Origin of the sequence: Streptococcus sp. 27098_8_73 (assembly GCF_041432495.1) — a bacterium.
Classification (GTDB): Bacteria; Bacillota; Bacilli; order Lactobacillales; family Streptococcaceae; genus Streptococcus.
Window position 1 is genome coordinate 59,867 of record NZ_JAPVZT010000002.1, and the last position, 17,028, is coordinate 76,894.

Annotated in this window: 12 protein-coding genes; 6 read left to right on the plus strand and 6 right to left on the minus strand. The window is 41.3% G+C overall.

Annotation, left to right across the window (positions count from 1 at the left end):
• Positions 1 to 70: 70 nt before the first annotated feature.
• The 5 genes from lysS to O3651_RS01695 all read right to left on the minus strand — a co-directional run bounded on the left by lysS (position 71) and on the right by O3651_RS01695 (position 4,626).
• On the minus strand, positions 71 to 1,561 hold the full coding sequence (gene lysS / locus O3651_RS01675; RefSeq protein WP_247950744.1) for a lysine--tRNA ligase: 1,491 nt from the start codon (positions 1,559 to 1,561) through the stop codon (positions 71 to 73).
• A gap of 92 nt (positions 1,562 to 1,653) precedes the next feature.
• Positions 1,654 to 2,295 carry a histidine phosphatase family protein gene (locus tag O3651_RS01680; protein ID WP_371609344.1) on the minus strand — a complete coding sequence of 214 codons (642 nt, stop codon included), beginning with the start codon at positions 2,293 to 2,295 and terminating at the stop codon, positions 1,654 to 1,656.
• A gap of 33 nt (positions 2,296 to 2,328) precedes the next feature.
• Entirely contained in the window at positions 2,329 to 2,805 is a 477-nt protein-coding gene (locus O3651_RS01685) for an aminoacyl-tRNA deacylase (RefSeq protein ID WP_371609345.1), read from the minus strand.
• Positions 2,805 to 3,647 carry a DUF368 domain-containing protein gene (locus O3651_RS01690; protein WP_371609346.1) on the minus strand — a complete coding sequence of 281 codons (843 nt, stop codon included), beginning with the start codon at positions 3,645 to 3,647 and terminating at the stop codon, positions 2,805 to 2,807. Before O3651_RS01690 ends, O3651_RS01685 begins: the two co-directional genes overlap by 1 nt.
• A gap of 133 nt (positions 3,648 to 3,780) precedes the next feature.
• A complete protein-coding gene (locus O3651_RS01695; protein ID WP_371609347.1) occupies positions 3,781 to 4,626 on the minus strand; it encodes a glycoside hydrolase family 25 protein in 846 nt (281 codons plus the stop codon).
• 227 nt (positions 4,627 to 4,853) lie between these two features.
• On the opposite strand from O3651_RS01695, the gene ftsW reads away from it, so the two are divergent.
• The 6 genes from ftsW to pyk all read left to right on the plus strand — a co-directional run bounded on the left by ftsW (position 4,854) and on the right by pyk (position 16,285).
• Positions 4,854 to 6,068, plus strand: coding sequence for a cell division peptidoglycan polymerase FtsW (ftsW, locus tag O3651_RS01700; RefSeq protein ID WP_045499297.1), 1,215 nt, complete (start codon positions 4,854 to 4,856; stop codon positions 6,066 to 6,068).
• A 47-nt stretch (positions 6,069 to 6,115) separates the two neighbouring features.
• Entirely contained in the window at positions 6,116 to 8,962 is a 2,847-nt protein-coding gene (ppc, locus tag O3651_RS01705) for a phosphoenolpyruvate carboxylase (protein ID WP_371609348.1), read from the plus strand.
• A gap of 230 nt (positions 8,963 to 9,192) precedes the next feature.
• A complete protein-coding gene (gene ccpA / locus O3651_RS01710) occupies positions 9,193 to 10,197 on the plus strand; it encodes a catabolite control protein A (protein WP_005590686.1) in 1,005 nt (334 codons plus the stop codon).
• A 323-nt stretch (positions 10,198 to 10,520) separates the two neighbouring features.
• Positions 10,521 to 13,631: a DNA polymerase III subunit alpha gene (locus tag O3651_RS01715; protein WP_371609349.1), complete on the plus strand. Its 3,111-nt coding sequence runs from the start codon at positions 10,521 to 10,523 to the stop codon at positions 13,629 to 13,631.
• An 85-nt stretch (positions 13,632 to 13,716) separates the two neighbouring features.
• On the plus strand, positions 13,717 to 14,727 hold the full coding sequence (gene pfkA, locus O3651_RS01720) for a 6-phosphofructokinase (RefSeq protein WP_005590682.1): 1,011 nt from the start codon (positions 13,717 to 13,719) through the stop codon (positions 14,725 to 14,727).
• A 52-nt stretch (positions 14,728 to 14,779) separates the two neighbouring features.
• On the plus strand, positions 14,780 to 16,285 hold the full coding sequence (pyk, locus tag O3651_RS01725; RefSeq protein ID WP_371609350.1) for a pyruvate kinase: 1,506 nt from the start codon (positions 14,780 to 14,782) through the stop codon (positions 16,283 to 16,285).
• A 268-nt stretch (positions 16,286 to 16,553) separates the two neighbouring features.
• Here the strand turns inward: pyk and O3651_RS01730 are convergent, their stop codons facing one another.
• Complete coding sequence (locus tag O3651_RS01730; protein WP_371609351.1) at positions 16,554 to 16,934, minus strand: hypothetical protein; 381 nt, start codon at positions 16,932 to 16,934, stop codon at positions 16,554 to 16,556.
• Positions 16,935 to 17,028: the final 94 nt, after the last annotated feature.

Here is a 17,028-nt window from a genome sequence, read left to right on the forward strand (position 1 = left end):
TTTTTGTTATGTGAAAAATCCCGCTGGATTCCAGCGGGATTTGTTTTTTTAAAATTGTGTAAGTTTGAGATTACTTCATTGTTGGGAAAAGCAATACATCGCGAATAGTAGTCACATCTGTGAGCAACATTACGAGACGGTCGATACCGATTCCGAGGCCTCCAGTTGGTGGCATACCGTATTCCAAAGCTTCAACGTAATCATAGTCGATGCCAGTTGCTTCGTCATCACCCAGTTCTTTAGCCTTTGCCTGTGCTTCAAAACGAGATAATTGATCGATTGGATCGTTCAGCTCAGTGAAGGCATTAGCATATTCTTTGGTCATGATAAAGAGCTCAAAGCGGTCCGTGAAGCGTGGATCTTCTGGGTTTTTCTTAGCCAGAGGTGACACAGCAACGGGGTGACCGTAGACAAAGGTTGGCTGAATCAAGGTTTCTTCGACAAATTCTTCAAAGAAAGCATTGATGATGTGTCCAACTTCAGTATAATGTTTTTCAACTGGTACTTTCTTTTCTTTAGCCAAGGCAGCAGCTTCTTCGAAGGTCATATCTTGCCAGAAATCAATACCAGTAATTTCCTTGATGGCATCCACCATATGAACACGTTTAAATGGCTCGTTGATCTTGATCTCAGTACCTTGGTAGTTGACTGGACCATCGCCCTTAACTGCCTTAGCAGCGTGTTGGATAATGCCTTCTGTCAAGTCCATGATATCTTGGAAGTCCGCATAGGCTTGGTAAACCTCGATAGATGTGAACTCAGGGTTATGAGTGGCGTCCATACCTTCGTTACGGAAGATACGACCAATCTCATAGACGCGTTCCATACCACCGACGATAAGGCGTTTCAAGTGAAGCTCAGTTGCAATCCGTAGCACCATGTCAATGTTTTGAGCATTGTGGTGAGTAATGAATGGACGAGCAGCAGCACCGCCAGCTTCATTGTGGAGAACAGGTGTTTCAACTTCAAGGAAGCCTTGTCCATCAAGATAGCGACGAATTTCTGAGATAATTTTTGAACGAGTGACAAAGCGCTCAAAGCTTTCACGGTTGGAAATCAAGTCCAAATAACGTTTGCGGTAGATAGTTTCAACGTCAGTCAAACCGTGGAATTTCTCTGGAAGGGGACGCAGAGCTTTTGAAAGGTGAGTAATATGCGTTGCTTTGATAGAGAGTTCTCCCATATCTGTACGCATCACATCGCCTTCAATTCCCAAGAAGTCACCCAAGTCAGCTTTTTTGAAAATCTCATAGTTTTCTTCACCAACTTCGTCCTTACGAACGTAAATCTGGATTTGGCCTTCACGGTCTTGGATGTGGGCAAAGCCGACTTTCCCTTTTCCACGTTTAGTCATCAAACGACCAGCAATAGTTGCTTTTTCGTTTAATTCATGTAATTCTTCTTTGGATTTGTCGCTATATTTTTCTTTAAGTTGAGCAGAATTTGCAGTGCGTTCAAAACGTTTTCCGAAAGGATCAATTCCTTGCTCAGCTAGCGCAGCCATTTTTTCACGGCGAATAATCTGCTGGTCATTTAGTTCTTCAATATGTTCAGTAGTCATTTTCTTCCTCCTAAGGCTTTCCCTTCTATTCTATCACAAAATCAAAGGAAATTCAGCAATAATTATCGATAAAAATAGAAAAGCTGCGATGTTTAAAGATTCGCAGTTTCATCAGTTAGCATGTAATCTAAGTTGTTCCAAGTAAGTAACTTGAAAGAGTCAAAATCGTCTGTTTCCAAAATGGTGACACTAGCGTTGGCCAAGCCTCCGTCCTTACGGAGCAAAGATGTTTCGTAACCGAGCAGGCGACGAATGCTGGCAGTTAGGTTGGCTCCATGTCCGACAATCAAGACATTTTGATAACCTTTCCCTTTGAGAGACTTCACGAAGGCAATTGTCCGATTGGTGGTTTGAGCGACGGATTCTGCGTCAAATAGTTGGTGATCAAACTGGGATAGATCGTGGCGAAAAGCCCACATCTGCTGAGGATAAGTGGCTTCTACAGTAGCAATTTTGGTTCCTTCTAGTTTTCCAAGAGCCCACTCTCTTAGTTGAGGAGTTGGAACAATATCGGTTTGATACTGATTTTCACTTTGGATGATTTCTGCAGAACGGTAAGCGCGAGGCAAATCGCTAGAGTAGATTTTATCGAATTGAACGTCTGATAAATGCTTGCCCAAACGCTTGAGCTCGTCAATGGATGTCGCTAGCAGTGGAGAATCTCCGCTTGCCCCCTGGAAACGCATTTCTAGATTCCATTCGGTTTTTCCATGTCGGATAAAATACAATTTCATATCAAGATCCTTTTTCCTTTTGAAGCGAATAGTCTAGTCCTCTTTCAAGTCTGCGAACTGTGCTTGAACAAAGCCCGCTAAGTCCTGAGCTTTGATCTGGATGCTACGGCCGACTTCACCAGCAGAAACAATAATACTTTCGCGACTCAGGGCCGTTTGGTCAATGAAAATGGGGAAGGAGTGTTTTTGGCGAATGCCGACAGGATTATTAGCGCCATGGATGTAACCAGTCGTTTTTTCTAAATCTTTCTGCGGAATCATACTAACTTTTTTATTGCCTGAAATTTTTGCTAATTTCTTTTCCGACAGATGTTCGGTGATAGGCAGGATGCCAATGACTGTTCCAGTTTTATCTCCGTTTAAAGCCAGTGTTTTATAAATTTGCGAGCGGTCAAATTCCTCTGTCAGGCTATCATCTAAAGCATTAATCTGCAAACCTTGGTGTTCGATTTTTGCCTTGTTTAAAATTTGCTCGACCAGTGTTTTTTTGAGTTTTGTCTTTTTAGCCATTATTTATATTTCTCTTCTAATTGGGACATCCAAATTCCTAGCCAGATACCTAGTCCAAAGAAAAAGGCGGCAAGAACGAGTGTGAAAATGGATACGCCTGCATAACTAATGCTCTCACTGTTGCCACTTTGAGGGAGAACAATGAGCAAGGTGCTGGATAATACAATGCCAATGATAAAATGGTAAACGCGGGAATGATAATGCTTCAAAATGTAATCCATGGCTTTTGAAAAGAGAATCAGAGCCAGAGCGCCACCAATGCCGATTGGCAGGAAGGTGCCAAATAAATCCAGGCGTTTAAATCCTGTCAGCATGGGAGAATAGAGTCCTAGAATCAATAGCAAATTTGAAGGACTGAGTCCCGGAATCAAGATTCCTAAAGCGATAAGAGCACCCGCTAAAACAAAGGACAGGAAGTTAGCTGGCAGTGTTCCCACCATTCCATTTAGTGAATAGAGGAAGACGCCCGACAAGATGAAACTAAGCCAGAAAGTAACAGTGTCGGCTCGATCTCTGTCGGATTCCTTGACAGATTCTTTGATCAGGCTGGGAATGGTGCCGATGATGGCTCCAGCAAAGCCCCAGAGAACGATAACCTTGTAATTATCCAGTAAGAGATTGACTGGATAGGAGAAGGCTGCAATCCCTAAAACCATCCCAATAGCCACAGGAGTGAAGTAGAGAACATTCTCGACAAAATTATCTTTGATATGAGCTAAAAAGCGAATCATTCGCTCATAAATCCCCAAAATCGCGGCTAATACACCGCCAGACACACCAGGCAGAATGAAGCCAAGCGCGATAATCATTCCTTTTAAAACTCTAGCAATCCATGAAATCATAATATCTCCCTACAAGTTTTTTCATTAGACTATTGTACCATAAAGCTACATACTTTTCTGAAAAAAGCAAGAAAAATATCTTGTACAGAGAAAAAAAGATGCAAGATTTCCTAACAATTATCTTGCATCTTTTTTATTTTGGTGTTGAAAATAATTTCTTGTAAGTCTCTTTTTTATCCTGTACAGGAGAGAGCTGATTGAGGTCTAAGTTATGTGGGAAACCTTCCAATTTACCTTCTGAGGTGTATTGATGTAGGTCATAGGGCTGTTCAGTATTTGGAGCAGCGTTATAGTAGCCGTCATTATAGCCATAAGTCGGAATCCAAACGGCAGTAAATTTCTCAGTTGAGATACTATGCTCTTCCATGAAATAGGTACCGATGTAGATACCAATATTTTGAGCTCCAAGACTTTCAAGCTTGGCACGAAAGGCCTCGATTCCTGCGTTCATGTCGCCCATGGTCTTTTCTTCGACATCAAGCCAGTAAAAGGTAGGCTTATATTTCGAAGATGCCTTGTAGAAGCTTTCAGCTTCTTTTTCCATTTCTTTGATATTGCCTGCTGCTATATAAGCATACACAGCCACAGGAATCCCCCGTTTTTGAAACTCTTGGATATGGGTAGCAAATGATTTGTCAAGTCCATTTAAATGAGTGGCAACATTTTCTTTTTTTGCTTGAGCTCCACTATGCACGCGAATGATAGCACCAGAAATATTTGTTGATAAGGTATCATAGTCTATTTCGCTGGGCAATTGCCAACCGGAAAGGTCAACGATAGGCTTATTAAGCAATTCTTCTTCAGGTTCGTCTGAAGGAGCTTCCTCCTTTTTTTTCTTGCTTGTCACCTGACTGACTTGAGATTTTTTTGTTTGGGCTTGTTTAATTTGCACATCAAGATGGTGCTTACTTATGACAATATATAGAATAAAGCAAGCAAAGAATAGCAAGAGTGCAAGCGGTTTAATCCTTTTTCTCATACTGTTTCATTGTAACGTAAAATAAATAGAAAAGCAAAGTATTTATCTATATTTCCAGCGAAATACGAAAATGTAATCTGATTGCAATAGAAGATAAAACAATTTGAAATAATTGGATTTTTGAGGCGATAAATAAGTAAATATCTCTTGAAGCCATCCTAATGCTTTTTTTTCGAATCAAAAAGTGGTATAATGAAGTTTAAATTTTTAGAATAAATTGGTGAAATATGAAAATTGACAAAAAGCATTTATTGAATTACTCAATTTTGATTCCGTACATGCTGTTATCTGGCATTGGCTTGATTGTCGTTTATTCCACGACGAGCCCCATCCTCATTCAAAATGGGCTCAATAGTTTTCGAATGGTCGCCACTCAAGCAGGTTTCTGGCTCTTCAGCTTGGTGATGATTGGGATTATTTACCGAATGAAGCTGGATTTTCTGAAGAGGCCAGGAGTGATTACGTTTGTTATCATAGCTGAAATTATTCTGCTTTTACTCTCACGCTTTATCACAGGAACGATCAATGGGGCACACGGTTGGCTAAAAATCGGCCCAGTTACTGCTCAGCCGGCAGAATATCTGAAGATTATTTTGGTCTGGTATTTGGCCCTACAGTTTTCTAAGAAACAAGAACAAATAGAAGTATATGATTATCAAGCAATCACCTTTAATCAGTTGATTCCGCGTGCTGTTACGGATTGGCGGGTTATTGTTGCTTTCTTGATTGGTCTTGTGGTTATCATGCCCGACTTAGGAAATGCGACCATTTTGCTCTTAACAGTTTTGATTGTAATTTCCACCAGCGGAATTGCTTACAGATGGTTCTCGACCATGCTGGGTGCTGTTGTAGGAGGGTCGGCAGCAGTTTTAGCTAGTATTTGGTTGATAGGTGTCAAGCGTGTTGAGCAAGTTCCTGTTTTTGGGTATGTCGCAAAGCGTTTTAGTGCCTTTTTCAATCCATTTGACGATTTGTCTGGCTCAGGTCACCAGTTAGCCAACTCCTACTATGCTATGAGTAATGGTGGTTGGTTTGGCTTAGGCTTAGGAAATTCTATCGAAAAACGAGGTTACCTACCAGAGGCTCATACAGACTTTGTTTTCTCGATTGTTATTGAGGAAGTCGGATTCTTTGGAGCTACTTTAATTTTAGCTTTGCTCTTTTTCTTGATTTTACGGATTATTCTCGTAGGTACAAGGGCCAAGGATCCATTTAATTCTATGATGGCTTTGGGAATTGGCGGTATGATTCTGATGCAAACCTTTGTCAATATTGGTGGTATTTCGGGCTTGATTCCTTCAACCGGTGTAACCTTCCCATTCTTATCTCAGGGGGGAAACAGTTTATTGGTTCTATCAGTTGCCATTGCCTTTGTTTTAAATATTGATGCTAATGAGCGACGAAACGCCATGTATCAGGAACTAGAAGTAAGTCAATCCTAAAAGATCTTCTTGTATGTTAGCTCTTCAACAATAGAAAGGTGTAAATAATGTCATTTACAAAATTAGAAAATTATAGCAATAAAGAAATGATTCGAGAAGAAGTTTCTATTTTAACGGACTTGTTGGTAGATATTACCCGGGATATTCTCAGTCCTGACACTTTTGCTAAAATCTCCATGATTGAAGAACTGGCAGTTCAATCTAAATACCAAGAGCTGAAAGCAGTAGTAGAAGAATTATCTACGGATGATATGGTCTATATCTCACGCTATTTTGCTATTTTACCTCTGCTCATCAATATTTCTGAAGATGTTGACTTGGCTTATGAGATCAATCATCAAAATAATATCGACCAAGACTACCTTGGTAAGCTTTCGACGACGATTGATTTGGTTTCAACACGAGAAAATGCGCAGGAAATTTTGGAAAATCTAAATGTTGTTCCCGTTTTAACTGCTCATCCGACTCAGGTTCAGCGCAAGACCATGTTGGATTTGACAAATCATATTCATACACTTTTGCGCCAGCATCGTGATGTTAAAGCTGGTCTGGTGAACGAAAAGAAATGGTTATCCAATCTCCGTCGCTATATCGAGCTGATGATGCAGACTGATATGATTCGGGAAAAGAAACTTAAGGTTACCAATGAAATCACTAACGTTATGGAATACTATAACAGTTCTTTTCTTCAGGCAATCACGAACCTAATGCTAGAGTATAAGCGCTTAGCAGAAGAAAAAGGAATCCATTTGGAAAATCCTAAACCCATCACCATGGGAATGTGGATTGGTGGTGACCGAGATGGGAATCCATTTGTAACCGCTGAAACTCTGAAATTGTCTGCAACAGTACAGAGCGAAGTTATTCTGAATTACTACATTGACAAGGTTTATACGCTCTATCGTAACTTCTCCCTGTCTACTAATCTTTCAAAAACAAGTGAAGCTGTAGCAAAGATGGCAGCTTTGTCAAGCGACAAGTCTGTTTATCGGGAAAATGAGCCTTATCGCCGTGCTTTTCATTACATTCAGTCCAAGTTGATTCAGACCTTACTTTATCTGAAAGAAGGTAATTTCTCCGGTGAAGGGCATCGTTTAGCTGATAAAGCTGAAGCAATCCTGCATGCAAATGCTGCTACCTCGGTCAGCCATAATGGTAGGGAAATTATTCCAAATTATATCCAGTCTAAACTTAGTGGTAGTTTAGATGAATTACGAAAAGAACAACTTCCATCTTATAAAGATGCACAAGAGTTTAAGGAAGATCTCCTTGTTATTCGTGATTCTTTGCTGGAGCACAATGGACAAGCCCTGGTGACTGGAGAACTTACTGAATTGCTACAAGCAGTTGACATTTTTGGTTTCTTCTTGGCCAGCATTGACATGCGTCAGGATTCTAGTGTCCATGAGGCTTGTGTGGCTGAGCTCTTGGCTTCTGCTAATATTGTGAAAGATTATAGTAGCTTGTCAGAGGAAGAAAAATGCCAAGTTCTCCTCAAGCAGCTTCTGGAGGATCCACGGATCCTGTCAGCCACTCATGCACCTAAATCTGAACTTCTACAAAAAGAATTGGAGATTTTCAAGACGGCTCGTCAGCTTAAGGATGCGATTGGCGAAGACGTTATCAAGCAAAATATTATTTCCCACTCGACTAGTGTATCAGATCTGCTAGAGCTGGCGATTATGCTCAAGGAAGTCGGCTTGATCGATGAAGAAGGTGCGCGTGTGCAGATTGTACCTCTGTTTGAAACAATTGAGGACTTGGATAACTCCTGCGATACTATGGAGAAATATCTATCTCTGCCAATTGCTCAAAAATGGATCGCTTCTAAAAACAATTACCAAGAAATCATGCTGGGCTATTCAGACAGTAACAAGGACGGTGGCTATTTATCATCATGCTGGACACTCTATAAGGCTCAGCAACAACTGACAGCTATTGGTGATAAGTTTGGCGTCAAGATTACCTTCTTCCATGGTCGTGGAGGAACTGTCGGTCGTGGCGGTGGCCCAACCTATGAAGCAATCACTTCACAGCCATTGCGAAGTATCAATGATCGTATCCGCCTGACAGAGCAGGGAGAGGTTATCGGCAATAAATACGGTAATAAGGACGCTGCTTACTACAATCTGGAAATGCTCGTATCTGCGGCTATTAACCGCATGATAAGCTATAAGAAGAGTGATAGCGATACAACTAACGAGTACGAGAGAGTGATGGATCGAGTGGTCGATCGAAGCTACCAAATCTATCGCGACCTAGTCTTTGGCGACGAACGTTTCTACGATTATTTCTTTGAGTCTAGTCCTATTAAGGCCATTTCTAGCTTTAATATCGGTTCTCGTCCAGCAGCTCGTAAAACCATCACTGAAATCGGCGGTCTGAGAGCTATTCCTTGGGTCTTCTCATGGTCTCAAAGTCGGGTGATGTTCCCTGGTTGGTATGGCGTTGGCTCTAGCTTCAAAGAATTTATCGATGAAGATCCTGAAAAGAATCTGGCCTTCCTTCAATTTATGTATCAGAGATGGCCATTCTTCCAGTCCCTCTTGTCAAATGTTGATATGGTGCTGTCCAAGTCCAATATGAATATTGCTTTTGAATATGCGCAACTTTGTGAAGACCAAAATGTACGCGATATTTTCAATACAATCCTAGATGAATGGCAGCTGACCAAGGATGTTATCTTGGCGATTGAAGGCCATGACGAGCTCTTAGCAGAAAATGCCTATCTCAAGGATAGCTTGAACTATCGGATGCCTTATTTCAATGTTTTGAATTATATCCAACTTGAGCTGATCAAGCGTCAGCGTCGAGGAGAACTTTCACCAGAACAAGAACGTTTGATCCACATTACCATCAATGGAATTGCGACAGGACTACGAAATTCTGGTTGATGTACAGGCAGCTTTAAATGATATCAATAAAAAATCGGCTTTTGAGCCGATTTTTTATTGAGTTTAAACTATTTTGAGTCCATAACTCATTTCCTGCGATTCGTGTAAATAAAAAATGAAAAAGTTTTCATATCTGTGCGCTAAAACACTTGAAAGTGTTTACAATTAGTGATACAATGATAAGTGTAGAAAAATGAAAACGATATTTTCAACAAAAGAAAGGAAACTATATGAACACAGACGACACAGTAACCATTTATGATGTCGCCCGTGAAGCGGGAGTTTCAATGGCGACAGTCAGCCGAGTTGTAAATGGTAACAAGAATGTAAAAGAAAATACACGAAAAAAAGTACTAGAAGTAATTGAACGTCTTGACTATCGTCCTAATGCAGTTGCCCGTGGTTTGGCCAGCAAAAAGACGACCACTGTTGGTGTTGTAATTCCCAATATCACGAATAGTTACTTTTCTACTTTAGCTAAAGGGATCGATGATATTGCCGAAATGTATAAGTACAATATCGTCTTGGCAAACAGCGATGAAGATGATGACAAGGAAGTTTCGGTTGTTAATACCCTTTTCTCTAAGCAAGTAGATGGTATTATTTTTATGGGCTACCATCTGACAGAGAAAATTCGTTCAGAATTTTCACGTTCACGGACACCAGTGGTTCTAGCGGGCACGGTGGATGTAGAGCATCAGTTACCAAGTGTCAATATTGATTATAAACAGGCAACCGTTGATGCTGTGGAACTATTGGCTAAACGCAACAAGAAAATTGCTTTTGTCAGCGGTCCTTTGGTAGATGATATCAATGGTAAAATCCGTTTGTCTGGCTACAAAGAAGCTCTGAAAGGAAAGAAAATTTCATACAGCGAAGGCTTGGTCTTCGAGTCTAAGTATAGCTACGATGATGGTTATCACCTAGCTGAACGTTTGATTGCTTCAAAGGCTACGGCGGCTTTTGTGACCGGAGATGAGTTGGCAGCAGGTTTGCTTAATGGTTTGGCCGATAGAGGTGTTCGTATTCCTGAAGACTTTGAAATCATTACTAGTGATGATTCGCAAATTGCTCGCTTTACTCGCCCTAATCTGTCTACTATCGGACAACCTCTGTATGACATCGGTGCGATTAGTATGCGGATGCTGACAAAGATTATGCATAAAGAAGAGTTGGAAGAGCGCGAAGTTCTCCTAGCTCATACGATCAATGAACGTAAATCAACTCGTAAATAATAAATTGATACGGGATGGGACGGAATTAAATTTTGAAAGAATTTAATTCTGTCTCGTTTTTTATTTTAGTTAAACACAGTCGCCGAATATAAAAGACTCTGAGTTTCTTCTTTACAGAAATTTAGGTATAATAGAAGCAGGAATGTTGAAAATCATTGCTTGTCCAATCTGCTTAACTGATAGGAATGAAGAGGTCAGGAGTTAGCCAAGATTTGGCATAGATTTTCAGATAAAATGTAAAAATAAAGAAGTGGAAACGCATTTTTTCTGTCTTCTTTTTACTAGTAGGCATCATTTATTGTAGCTGTATTAAGGAGAATTTTGTGATTACACAACTAGATACCAAGACTGTTTATAGCTTTATGGATAGTTTAGTCTCTATCAAAAAATATGTTCAACGGGCCAAGGACTTGGGCTACAAAAGTTTGGGCATGATGGATGTGGACAATCTTTATGGGGCTTATCATTTCCTAGAGGAGGCAAAAGCGGCAGGACTTCAGCCCTTGCTGGGTCTGGAAATGGAAATTTATAAAGATGGAAATCCTCTCAATCTGAGACTGTTAGCCATAGATAGTCAGGGTTATCGCAATTTGATGAAGATTTCGACTCTAAAAATGATGAATCGTCAAAATTGGGAAGATTTTCAACATCTTTTTAAGGGGTTGGCTCTGATTGTGCCAATCTTTGAGGGCGTGGATCAACTAGATCTTGGCTTAGACTTTTATGTTGGGGTCTTTCTAGATACGCCAAGGCAGGAATTGACTAGGCCAGTTCTGCCCTTGCATACGGTTCGCTACTTTGAGCAGGGAGATTTAGAAACCTTGCAAATGCTGAGAGCGATTCGGGATAACATTAGCTTGCGAGAGGTCGGCCATCTGTCAAACCATGAATTTTTATTAGCGCCAGCCTCTTTAGTGGAAGCTTTCGCTGAAAACTTTCCAGAGAGTTTGACCAACTTGGAGAAATTGGTGGCTGGTGTTCATTATGAAATCAATACTGAGTTGAAACTTCCACGCTTTAATCCTGAGCGGCCAGCTGTAGAGGAGCTGCGAGAATTGGCTGAGATGGGATTGGCCAAGCGGGGACTTGCAGGGGAAGTCTATCAAGTAAGGCTGGATCAGGAGCTGGATGTCATTCATCAGATGGGCTTTGATGATTATTTCCTTATTGTCTGGGATTTGCTGCGCTTTGGTCGTAGTCAAGGTTATTATATGGGGATGGGGCGTGGTTCTGCAGTTGGTAGTTTGGTAGCTTATGCTTTGGAGATTACTGGCATTGACCCAGTAGAAAAGAACCTGCTGTTTGAACGTTTCCTAAACCTAGAACGCTATACCATGCCCGATATTGATATTGATATTCCCGATGTGTATCGGCCGGAGTTTATCCGCTATGTCCGAGATCGCTACGGTAGCATGCATGCGGCTCAGATTGTGACCTACTCAACCTTTGGGGCCAAGCAGGCTATCCGAGATGTTTTTAAGCGCTTTGGTTTGCCAGAGTACGAGCTGACCAATATCACCAAAAAAATTGGCTTTCGAGACAATTTAACCACTGCTTATGAGCGAAATATAGCTTTTCGTCAGATTATCAATAGCAAACTAGAATACCAGAAGGCCTTTGAAATTGCTAAGAAAATCGAAGGAAATCCACGCCAGACCTCAATCCATGCGGCTGGTGTTGTCATGAGCGACGATGATTTGACCAATCAAATCCCCTTAAAATACGGGGAGGATATGTATCTCACCCAGTACGATGCCCACGGTGTCGAAAGCAATGGACTACTTAAGATGGACTTTCTAGGCCTGCGCAATTTAACCTTTGTCCAGCGGATGAAAGAAGCTGCTCTAGACAAATACGGAGTTGATATTGATATTGCTCGCATTGACCTGGAAGATGAGGAAACTCTTCGCCTCTTTGCAGCGGGTAATACCAAGGGTATTTTCCAGTTTGAACAAGCGGGTGCCATCAGTCTTTTGAAAAGAGTCCAACCCGTCCAGTTTGAAGAAGTAGTAGCTACCACCTCTCTCAATCGTCCTGGAGCAAGTGATTATATTGATAACTTTGTTAAGCGCAAGCATGGTCGCGAGCGCGTGGAGATGATTGATCCGAGCTTGGAGGATATCTTGGCACCAACCTATGGCATCATGCTTTACCAAGAGCAGGTCATGCAGGTAGCCCAGCGCTTTGGTGGTTTTAGTCTGGGGAAGGCCGATATTTTACGGCGAGCAATGGGCAAGAAAAATGCTGCTGAAATGCATAAAATGGAGGAAGAATTTGTCAGGGGAGCCGTCAAACTAGGGCACTCAGAGACCAAGGCTAAGGAAGTCTTTGCGGTCATGGAGAAATTTGCCGGCTATGGCTTCAACCGTAGCCACGCCTATGCTTACTCGGCTCTAGCTTTTCAGCTGGCCTATTTCAAGGCTCACTATCCAGACATCTTCTTTGATGTCATGCTTAATTATTCTAGCTCGGACTATATAACAGATGCACTCGGCTTTGGCTTTGAGCTAGCTCCCTTGACCATCCATAACATTCCCTATAAAGATAAGTTTCAGGAGCGAAAAATCTATCTTGGCCTGAAAAATATCAAGGGCTTGCCAAGGGATTTTGCTTTCTGGATCATAGAAGAGCGTCAAAAGAATCCCTTCAGCAGTGTGGAAGATTTCATTTTACGCCTGCCGCAGAGTTATCATAAGTTGCCACTTTTAAGTCCTTTGGTGCAATTAGGGCTCTTTGATGTTTTTGAGCCCAATCGACAGAAGATTTTGCACAATCTACCGAATCTTTTTGTCTTTGCAGATGAGTTGGGGAGTTTATTTGCTGATACTAGCTATTCATGGACGGATGCTGAGGATTTTACTGCTACAGAAAAGTTTGAGCAGGAGCAAGCCTTGATTGGAATTGGGCTTAGTGACCATCCACTCATTAGCCTAGCCAAGAAAGCCAATCGTTCTTTTGTCTGGATTGAAGAGTTGGCCGATAATAGTAAGGCGACCATTCTAGTTGAAGTCCAGTCTATCAAGGTTATTCGCACAAAAAATGGTGAAAACATGGCCTTTATGCAAGTGACAGATACCAAGAAAAAGTTGGATGTCACCTTATTTCCGGAGGTTTACCGCCGCTTTGCTCAACTAATCCAAGAAAAAGGCTATTACTATCTGACTGGAAAAATTCAGGAGAGGGATGGCCGACTACAGATGGTTCTAGCAGAGGTGGAAAAAGCAAGCTCGGAACGCTTTTGGATCCAATTAGCTGATACTAGTCACGACAGGCAGATTGCGGAGATCCTGCAGCGATACCCAGGGGATATTCCCGTGGTGCTACGCTATGAGAATGACAAGAAAACGGTTCCTGCATCAGGCTTTCAAGTTCAAAAATCAGACCAACTTCAAGCTGAACTAGAAAATTACAGCATGAAAACGGTTTTTCGGTAAAAAAATCAGGAAAATAAGAGAATTTTTATTCTGATTGTGGTATAATCTATAAGAATGTTAAAAAGATAAAGGAGCACATTACGAAATGAAACGTATTGCTGTTTTGACCAGTGGTGGAGATGCCCCTGGTATGAATGCTGCTATTCGTGCAGTTGTTCGTAAAGCAATTTCCGAAGGAATGGAAGTTTATGGGATTTATGGCGGCTACGCTGGAATGGTTGCTGGTGATATTTATCCACTTGATGCGACTTCAGTTGGAGACATTATTTCTCGTGGAGGAACTTTCCTTCATTCAGCACGCTACCCTGAGTTTGCAAAACTTGAAGGGCAATTAAAGGGAATCGAACAACTGAAGAAACACGGCATTGAAGGTGTAGTTGTTATCGGTGGAGATGGTTCTTACCATGGTGCGATGCGCTTAACAGAGCATGGCTTCCCAGCTGTTGGTGTACCTGGAACTATTGACAATGACATTGTCGGAACAGATTTCACTATCGGTTTTGATACTGCTGTTACAACTGCAATGGACGCGATTGACAAAATCCGTGATACATCATCCAGTCACCGTCGTACTTTCGTTGTTGAAGTAATGGGACGTAACGCTGGTGATATCGCACTTTGGGCAGGTATTGCTACAGGTGCAGATGAAATTATCATTCCTGAAGAAGGCTTCAAGATTGAAGATATCGTTGCCAGCATCAAACGTGGCTATGAAAAAGGTAAGAAGCATAATATCATTGTTCTTGCTGAAGGTGTTATGTCAGCAGATGAGTTTGGTAAAAAGCTGAAAGAAGCTGGTGATACTAGCGATCTTCGTGTGACTGAACTTGGTCACATCCAACGTGGTGGCTCACCAACTGCTCGCGACCGCGTATTGGCTTCTCGTATGGGAGCGCATGCCGTTAAACTACTTAAAGAAGGTATCGGTGGTGTTGCCGTAGGTATCCGTAATGAAAAAATGGTGGAAAGCCCAATCTTGGGAACTGCTGAAGAAGGCGCACTCTTTAGCCTGACTGCAGACGGCAAAATCGTTGTTAACAATCCACATAAAGCTGATATCGGCTTAGCAGAGCTCAATCGCAGCATTAATATTTAATTGGTCAATCAGGGGTGAAATCCCCAAATAGTAGAAGGAGTTTCTTAATATCATGAACAAACGCGTAAAAATCGTTGCAACTTTAGGTCCTGCGGTAGAAATCCGTGGCGGTAAAAAATTCGGTGAAGACGGATACTGGGGTGAAAAACTGGACGTTGAAGCTTCAGCTCAAAATATTGCAAAATTGATTGAAGCAGGGGCAAACACTTTCCGTTTCAACTTCTCACACGGTGACCACCAAGAACAAGGTGAGCGTATGGCAACTGTTAAACGTGCGGAAGAAATCGCTGGTAAAAAAGTTGGTTTCCTTCTTGACACTAAAGGTCCAGAAATCCGTACAGAATTGTTCGAAGGAGAAGCAAAAGAGTACTCATACAAAACTGGTGAAAAAATTCGCGTTGCGACAAAACAAGGAATCAAATCAACTCGCGATGTGATAGCTTTGAACGTTGCTGGTGGACTTGATATCTACGATGATGTTGAAGTAGGTCGCCAAGTATTGGTTGACGATGGTAAACTTGGTCTTCGCGTTGTAGAAAAAGACGATGCAAACCGTGAATTTGTAGTTGAAGTTGAAAATGACGGTGTTATCGCTAAACAAAAAGGTGTAAACATCCCTAACACTAAAATTCCTTTCCCAGCTCTTGCTGAGCGCGATAACGACGATATCCGCTTCGGTCTTGAACAAGGTATCAACTTCATTGCGATTTCGTTCGTACGTACTGCAAAAGACGTCAACGAAGTTCGTGCAATCTGTGAAGAAACTGGTAACGGACATGTTCAATTGTTCGCTAAAATCGAAAACCAACAAGGTATCGACAACTTGGATGAAATCATTGAAGCTGCTGACGGTATCATGATCGCTCGTGGTGACATGGGTATCGAAGTACCATTCGAAATGGTTCCAGTTTACCAAAAAATGATCATTACTAAAGTCAATGCAGCTGGTAAAGTTGTTATCACAGCAACAAACATGCTTGAAACAATGACTGAAAAACCACGTGCAACTCGTTCAGAAGTATCAGACGTATTTAACGCTGTTATCGACGGAACTGACGCTACAATGCTTTCAGGTGAGTCTGCAAACGGTAAATACCCACTTGAGTCAGTAACTACAATGGCTACAATTGACAAGAATGCTCAAACTCTTCTTAACGAATACGGACGTTTGAACTCAGATACTTTCGAACGTAACTCTAAGACAGAAGTTATGGCTTCAGCTGTTAAAGATGCTACTAACTCAATGGACATTAAATTGGTTGTTACTTTGACTAAGACAGGTCACACTGCTCGTTTGATTTCTAAATACCGTCCAAATGCTGATATCTTGGCATTGACATTCGACGAATTGACAGAACGTGGCTTGATGTTGAACTGGGGTGTTGTCCCAATGTTGACTGAAGCTCCATCATCAACTGATGATATGTTCGAAATCGCTGAACGTAAAGCAGTTGAAGCAGGTCTTGTTGAGTCTGGTGACGATATCGTTATCGTTGCAGGTGTACCACTTGGCGAAGCTGTTCGTACAAACACAATGCGCATCCGCACTGTACGTTAATTTATTTCATAGTATGCAAAAACCGATAGATCCATTCTATCGGTTTATTTTTTGTTCTAGAGTTTTTAATTGATTTCGTAATTGTGAAAACTTCAAAATAAGAATATTATCATTTTGCATATCAAAAAAGAGAAGATCCTTATGATCCTCTCCAGATTTTTGACTTTTCAACCGACCACAGTTAATAAGGAGTCAAAGAACCAATAGTGTAACGATGATAATTATGGATTATCGTTATATTATTGGTTAATAATGGATACTCTCTATATCACTTTTTCTCTTTTCTAGATTCTAATACCCAACCGATTATCCAGCAGCAGACGAGAAGATAATTTTCAATCCAGCCCAGTAGGTTGGTTTGATTCGTCTTTTCTAGATAGCCTAGCAGATGGTTGGTTCCAAAGCCCAGTCCACCTAGAATCAGTGCTAGCAGGGTCATGTGCAGATAGAACCAATCATACTTTATATTGGTGGCAATGACTAAGGGCAGAATAGCCAGATTCCAGAAGCTAATTTCCCGCTGCCAGTAGGGAGCTAGGCCGTAGATGGACTCATTTCCCAAGAGTTGGGGCTGGAAAATCTGGATTATAACCGCGCCCAGCATAGCTAAGATCAGTAAAATGAAAGTCACTCGTAAAAATTTATTCATACCTGTCTCCTTTCTTATTTATAGATTATATTATTTTTGAAAATGATTTTCAAGTTTTCATTTTTTACAAAAGAAATCTCTAATAAAATATTTT

Excerpts from the sequence above, each read along its gene's own strand:
- lysS (WP_247950744.1), bottom strand. The coding sequence starts at position 1,561 with ATGACTACTGAACATATTGAAGAACTAAATGACCAGCAGATTATTCGC.
- O3651_RS01680 (WP_371609344.1), bottom strand. The coding sequence starts at position 2,295 with ATGAAATTGTATTTTATCCGACATGGAAAAACCGAATGGAATCTAGAA.
- O3651_RS01685 (WP_371609345.1), bottom strand. The coding sequence starts at position 2,805 with ATGGCTAAAAAGACAAAACTCAAAAAAACACTGGTCGAGCAAATTTTA.
- O3651_RS01690 (WP_371609346.1), bottom strand. The coding sequence starts at position 3,647 with ATGATTTCATGGATTGCTAGAGTTTTAAAAGGAATGATTATCGCGCTT.
- O3651_RS01695 (WP_371609347.1), bottom strand. The coding sequence starts at position 4,626 with ATGAGAAAAAGGATTAAACCGCTTGCACTCTTGCTATTCTTTGCTTGC.
- ftsW (WP_045499297.1), top strand. The coding sequence starts at position 4,854 with ATGAAAATTGACAAAAAGCATTTATTGAATTACTCAATTTTGATTCCG.
- ppc (WP_371609348.1), top strand. The coding sequence starts at position 6,116 with ATGTCATTTACAAAATTAGAAAATTATAGCAATAAAGAAATGATTCGA.
- ccpA (WP_005590686.1), top strand. The coding sequence starts at position 9,193 with ATGAACACAGACGACACAGTAACCATTTATGATGTCGCCCGTGAAGCG.
- pfkA (WP_005590682.1), top strand. The coding sequence starts at position 13,717 with ATGAAACGTATTGCTGTTTTGACCAGTGGTGGAGATGCCCCTGGTATG.
- pyk (WP_371609350.1), top strand. The coding sequence starts at position 14,780 with ATGAACAAACGCGTAAAAATCGTTGCAACTTTAGGTCCTGCGGTAGAA.
- O3651_RS01730 (WP_371609351.1), bottom strand. The coding sequence starts at position 16,934 with ATGAATAAATTTTTACGAGTGACTTTCATTTTACTGATCTTAGCTATG.